Here is a 4,575-nt window from a genome sequence, read left to right on the forward strand (position 1 = left end):
GGGCAGGACGGCCAGCACCGCCCCGGCCCCGGCCAGTGACAGGACCGCGACCAGTCCGAACACGGCCCGGTAGCCGATGTGCTGGGACAGCAGATTGCCCACAGGGACCCCGAAGATGGTAGCCAGGGCCAGACCGCCGAAGACGGCGGCGACGGCGCGGCCGCGGCGTTCCGGCGGGTTGAGCTGCGCGGCCACGGCGCTGGCCACCGGGGTGAACACGGCCGCCCCGACGGCGGTGACCGCGCGGGCGGCGAGCAGCAGCCCGTAGGTGGGGGCGAGGGCGGCGAGCGTGTTGCCGATCGCCGCCACGACCAGCGCCGCGACCAGGAGCCGCCGCCGCTCCCAGCGGCCGGTGGCGGCGGCGAACAGCGGCGAGCCGACGGCGTAGGCGACGGCGAACGCGGTGACCAGCTGGGCGGCGGCCGCGGCGGACACGTGCAGCTGCGCGGACAGGACCGGCAGGAGGCCCGCGACGATGTAGCCGCTGGTGCCGACCGCGAAGGTACCGACCGCGAGCACCGCCGTTCTCGGTGAGGACATCGACTCCCCCAATGTTTGACCGCCATCGAACTTCGATTCGTACCGTACTACGAACCTGCTCGAAGTTCGAGCGCGGTCGTACGATGGGATCCATGAGCACGGACACAATTCCCTGCCCCCGGGCGGACGAGATGGAGATCTCCGCCGTGCTGCACGCGCTCGCCGACCCGGTCCGGCTCGACATGGTCCGCCAGCTCGCCGGATGCGCCGACGTGGCCTGCGGAGGCTTCGAGGTGTCCGTGGGCAAGTCGACGCTCACCCACCATCTGCGCATCCTGCGCGAAGCCGGTGTGATCAGCACCCGCCAGCGGGGCACCACCCGGCTGAACTCCTTGCGCCGCAATGATCTTGACGAGGCCTTCCCCGGACTGCTCGACGCCGTGCTCGCCGCCGGGCGCTGACCCGGCGCGTTACGTGGGAATCGTCACCCGTCCACCGGGATGACAAAGATCCCGTCACCGGTTGACACTGGTCGCAGGACAGTCGAAGCGCCATCGTCGCGCTCGGGCTGTCCTTCTTCATGCCCCTCGTCTGTATCGATGCAGATCGCACTGGAAAGGAGAACCGTGCCCGTCGCGCTGCTCGCGCTGGCCATCGGTGCCTTCGGAATCGGCACCACCGAATTCGTCATGATGGGGGTTCTGCCCCAGGCCGCCGCCGACTTCGGGGTGTCCATCCCCTCGGCGGGCTATCTGATCACCGCATACGCACTGGGCGTCGTCGTCGGCGCGCCCCTGCTCACCGCCGTCGCCGTGCGGCTGCCGCGCAAAACGATGCTGCTGGCCATGATGGCGCTGTTCACCGTGGGCAACCTGCTGTTCGCACTGTCCCCGAACCAGGAGCTCGGCGTGCTCTTCCGCTTCGTCGCCGGTCTGCCGCACGGCGCGTTCTTCGGCGCCGGCGCGGTCGTCGCCTCCAGCCTGGTCGAACCAGGAAACCGGGCGAAGGCCGTCTCGATGATGTTCCTGGGGCTGACGCTGGCCAACGTGGTCGGCGTGCCGCTGGGCACCCTGCTCGGCCAGCAGGTCGGCTGGCGCGCGACCTTCGGCGTCGTCGTCCTCATCGGCCTGCTCGCGCTCGTCGCGATCGCCCGGCTGGTCCCCCACCAGGGCCGCCCGGCCGAGGCCTCGCTGCGCACCGAACTCGCGGCCTTCCGGCGCCCGCAGGTGTGGCTCGCACTGGCGATCGTCACCATCGGCATGGGCGGGGTGTTCGCCTCGCTGTCCTACGTGACCCCGATGCTCACCGACGTCGCCGGGTACGCACCGCACAACGTGACCGTGCTGCTCGCGCTGGCCGGGGTCGGCATGACGATCGGCAACCTGCTCGGCGGGCGGCTCGCCGACCGGGCACTGATGCCGAGCCTGTACTTCGCGCTGTTCGCGCTCGCCGTGGTGCTGGCGGTCTTCACCCTCACCGCGCACAGCAAGATCGGCGCCGCGATCACGATCTTCGCGGTGGGCGTCACCGGGTTCATGATCGGCCCGATGATGCAGACCCGGATCATGCAGAAGGCGGGCGGCACCCCGTCGCTGGTGTCGGCGGCGGTCCAGTCCGCGTTCAACATCGCCAACTCGATCGGCGCCTACCTGGGCGGTCTCGTCATCGCGGGCGGGCTCGGCCTGGTCGCCCCGAACCTGGTCGGCGCCATCCTGTCCGTGCTCGGCCTGTCCATCGCGGCGGTCTCGGGAGCCCTCGATCGCCGCGCCGTCACGGCCCCGGCCCTCGCCGAGGCCTGAACCGGCGGGCTCAGCTGCCGAACGGGCCGTCGGTGATGGTGAAGGCCAGGAACAGCAGTACGGCCCCGAGACCGGAGTAGCTGAGCACATCCACCGGCCTGCCGCGGACGGCCAGCAGGCCCGCCCTGGCACCGGGCAGCACCGCGCGAAACACCGCCGCGACGAGCAGGGCGCCGCCCACGATGACGGCGCCCTGCCGCCAGTGGTACTGCCAGATCCGGAGCGCGGCGACCGCCACCAGCGCGAGCACGATGCCGAAGGGCACCTGCTCGACGAGCGCCGCGCGGTTACCGCGAAGCCACGACACGTTCCGCCGCCTCGACCACGTTGGTGACCAGCATCGCCCGGGTCATCGGGCCGACCCCGCCGGGGTTCGGCGACAGCCAGCCCGCGACCTCCTCGACGCCGGGAGCGACATCGCCGGTCAGCTTGCCGTTCACGTGCGAGACGCCGACGTCGAGCACCGCGGCCCCGGGCTTGACCATGTCCGGGGTGATGATGCCGGGGACACCGGCGGCGGCGACCACGATGTCCGCGCGCCGCACCTCGGCCGCCAGGTCACGGGTCCCGGTGTGGCACAGCGTCACCGTGGCGTTCTCGCTGCGGCGGGTCAGCAGCAGGCCCAGCGTGCGGCCGACGGTGATCCCGCGCCCGACCACGGTGACCCGCGCGCCGTCGATCGGCACCTGGTAGCGGCGCAACAGCTCGACGATGCCGAACGGCGTGCACGGCAGCGGGCCGGGACGGTTGAGCACCAGGCGGCCGAGGCTGACCGGGGCGAGACCGTCCGCGTCCTTGTCCGGGTCGATCCGCTCCAGGATGCGCCCGGTGTCCAGGTGCGCGGGCAGCGGGAGCTGCACGATGTAGCCGTGGCATTCGGGGTCGGCGTTGAGCTCGTCGATGACCTTTTCCAGCTCGAACTGGCCGATGTCGGCCGGAAGGTCGCGCCGGATCGAGTTGACCCCCACCTTCGCGCTGTCCTGGTGCTTCATGCGGACGTAGGAATGCGAGCCCGGATCGTCGCCGACGAGCACGGTCCCCAGGCCGGGGGTGACCCCCTTCGCCGCCAGCGCCGCCACCCGGGGCTTCAACTCCGCGAAGATGGCGTCCTTGGTCGCTTTGCCGTCGAGAACCGTTGCCGTCACGGTTCCATTCTGACAGAGGGCACGGGGCGTAGTCGCAGCTAGACGCTCGGTCGCCCGCCTGATGCATAACCACTGGTCAATCGGGGTAGTGGGCCGGGTGGTGTGCACTCACTTCCGTGACCGGTCAAAATGGCGTGGTGGCTCAACCGACCCCCCAGCTGAATGCGACCGAGCAGGACACCCTGGTCAAGCAGATCGGACTCGCCCTGCTTCGGGCGGCGCCGCCCGACTGGCGCCGGGTGACCGCGCAGTACCGCGCCGTCGGCCGGTACCACGAACTGACCGGGGAGGTGCTCACCGAGGACGGCAGCGTCCACGAGTGGACGGCCACCCACGACATCGCCACCCTGTTCGGCCGCCTGCGAGCCGGGATGTACCGCGAGGGCCGCGGAACCTGGTTCAACGCGCGGTACCAGCTCGACCACCCATCGAGCTACAACCTCGAATACGACCGGGAAGAGCCCCGCTGGGAATCCGAGCCCCCGCCGCCGGCCTACGCCGACGAGCTGCGGATGTTCCCGCGCGCCGAGGAGAACGTGCCGGAATGGCTCTTCCGCCGCCTTTCCGGCCCCTCTCCGGAACCGCCGCCCGCGGCGGCCCCGCGCTTCCGGATGGCCCGCATCTTCGACGGACAGGGCCCGGACGGGCGTCCGGTGTTCCACCGCCCCGAACTGGACCCCGAGCAGCTGGACCGGCTCTACGAGTACCTCGCCTCGGCCCCGGTCGTGCTGTCGGAGCGCGGTTACGACCTCGACCGCCTGTCCTCGCCGCCCACCGCGAAGGTGCCGGTCGCCTTCCACACCGACGGCAGCTGGATCTGGCCCGCCGCGGTCAACTACTACCTGCAGGAATACGGCATCGCACCGGAAGCCGATCTGGTCGCGCACGTGCAGGGCGTCGGCTTCCGGCTGCCCGAGGTGCCCGAGCACATCCTGCAGGCCGCCGGTGCCCAGCTGCACCGGGGCGCACCGCCCCGGCCGCCGCGCCCGATGCCGGAGCCGCCCGCCCCGCTCGCGCACGCCCCGGTCGAGGAGCCGCCTCCCGCTCCGCAGGCACCGCGCCCGGCCCCGGTCGAGCAGCCGACCATGTTCACCCCGATGGTCCCGGTGGTTCCGGCGGAGGAACCCGCTCCGACGCGGATACACGCGCCC

5 protein-coding genes and 1 pseudogene are annotated in these 4,575 nt (G+C 71.5%); 3 read left to right on the plus strand and 3 right to left on the minus strand.

The window, feature by feature from the left end; all coding sequences use genetic code 11:
- A partial coding sequence (locus tag FNH05_RS32925; protein WP_144592750.1) for an MFS transporter occupies positions 1-540 on the minus strand: 540 nt, incomplete at its 3' end.
- Between the two features lie 92 nt (positions 541-632).
- Here FNH05_RS32925 and FNH05_RS32930 point away from each other — a divergent pair.
- Together FNH05_RS32930 and FNH05_RS32935 are read left to right on the plus strand one after the other, a co-directional pair.
- The gene (locus tag FNH05_RS32930) at positions 633-941 is read left to right on the plus strand and encodes an ArsR/SmtB family transcription factor (protein ID WP_144592751.1); all 309 of its coding nucleotides are present in this window, start codon (positions 633-635) and stop codon (positions 939-941) included.
- A 165-nt stretch (positions 942-1,106) separates the two neighbouring features.
- A complete protein-coding gene (locus FNH05_RS32935) occupies positions 1,107-2,279 on the plus strand; it encodes an MFS transporter (RefSeq protein ID WP_144592755.1) in 1,173 nt (390 codons plus the stop codon).
- 10 nt (positions 2,280-2,289) lie between these two features.
- On the opposite strand, the gene FNH05_RS32940 is transcribed toward FNH05_RS32935, so the two are convergent.
- Together FNH05_RS32940 and FNH05_RS32945 are read right to left on the minus strand one after the other, a co-directional pair.
- On the minus strand, positions 2,290-2,586 hold the full coding sequence (locus FNH05_RS32940; protein ID WP_144592752.1) for a DUF3017 domain-containing protein: 297 nt from the start codon (positions 2,584-2,586) through the stop codon (positions 2,290-2,292).
- The gene (locus FNH05_RS32945; protein WP_144592754.1) at positions 2,567-3,424 is read right to left on the minus strand and encodes a bifunctional methylenetetrahydrofolate dehydrogenase/methenyltetrahydrofolate cyclohydrolase; all 858 of its coding nucleotides are present in this window, start codon (positions 3,422-3,424) and stop codon (positions 2,567-2,569) included. The genes FNH05_RS32940 and FNH05_RS32945 overlap by 20 nt, the downstream gene beginning before the upstream one ends.
- A 137-nt stretch (positions 3,425-3,561) precedes the next feature.
- On the opposite strand from FNH05_RS32945, the pseudogene FNH05_RS32950 reads away from it, so the two are divergent.
- Positions 3,562-4,575: pseudogene (locus FNH05_RS32950) on the plus strand (hypothetical protein); the annotation flags it as partial.

The sequence above is a fragment of the Amycolatopsis rhizosphaerae genome (genome assembly GCF_007713715.1).
Taxonomy (GTDB): Bacteria; Actinomycetota; Actinomycetes; order Mycobacteriales; family Pseudonocardiaceae; genus Amycolatopsis_E; species Amycolatopsis_E rhizosphaerae.